This is a genomic window from Psychrobacter sp. AOP31-B2-9, assembly GCF_052378005.1.
Classification (GTDB): Bacteria; Pseudomonadota; Gammaproteobacteria; order Pseudomonadales; family Moraxellaceae; genus Psychrobacter.
Genome location: NZ_JBQSXG010000305.1, coordinates 1 through 812, shown reverse-complemented (window position 1 = coordinate 812; position 812 = coordinate 1). Strand labels below are relative to the sequence as shown.

Sequence of the window (812 nt, the reverse complement as noted above, 5' to 3'; positions counted from 1 at the left end):
GCTTTCCGATACCCGTCTGTCATTATGGACGCGCTTATCGGCATAAAAACTATCAAGACTTAGCGGCTTTTAGCTACTGTGCGGCTAAGCAAGAGAGGTACTATGGCTTTGAAGGCCATTTGCTTGTTAATTTATCTGGCATGATTAAAGGCTTTACCGTTGCCCCTGCCAATGTTGATGAAAGAGCGGTTGCCCCAGAAATCACCACTCATATTCATGGGCTACTTGGCGCTGATAAAGGGTATATCAGCCCTAGTCTGACATCGTACTACGACGCTCAAGGCGTGGATTTACAAACGCCACTCAGAGCTAATATGAAAGAGGATAGACCCAAACCTGTGATAAGACGGCTAATGAAAGCTCGCCGTATCGTTGAAACAGTCATTGGTCAGCTATCAGAACGATTTAATATACAAAGAGTGCGAGCAAGAGATTTATGGCATTTGTCTCATCGATTGATTCGTAAGATTCTGTCGCATAATCTGTGCTTTGTACTCAACAAAAAACTTGGTAATCCGCCTCTTCAGTTTGATTTGCTTATTTCAAGTTGAGAGTGGGGTACATTAAAATAGCAAATACTGAGTGAGTTGATGTGAGAATTTTGTGACCTTTGTGACCTTTGTGACCTTTGTGACCTTTGTGACCTTTGTGACCTTTGTGACCTATGTGACTTACGTGACAGCGAAAAGCATAGCCATCGCTTGTTTTTGATAACTGTATAGGGTGTTTGTGACTATTATGAATAGGCAGGATTGTTTAAAGGTCGGTGTTCATTGGTCCATTGTTTGGGAAAGCTTCCATATAAACGTTTA

1 protein-coding gene is annotated in these 812 nt (G+C 42.0%); it reads left to right on the top strand.

What is annotated here, in order from left to right; translation table 11 throughout:
- On the top strand, window positions 1–551 hold a 551-nt coding region (locus tag ACT3SX_RS15345; protein WP_444761851.1), incomplete at its 5' end, for an IS982 family transposase.
- Window positions 552–812 lie beyond the last annotated feature (261 nt).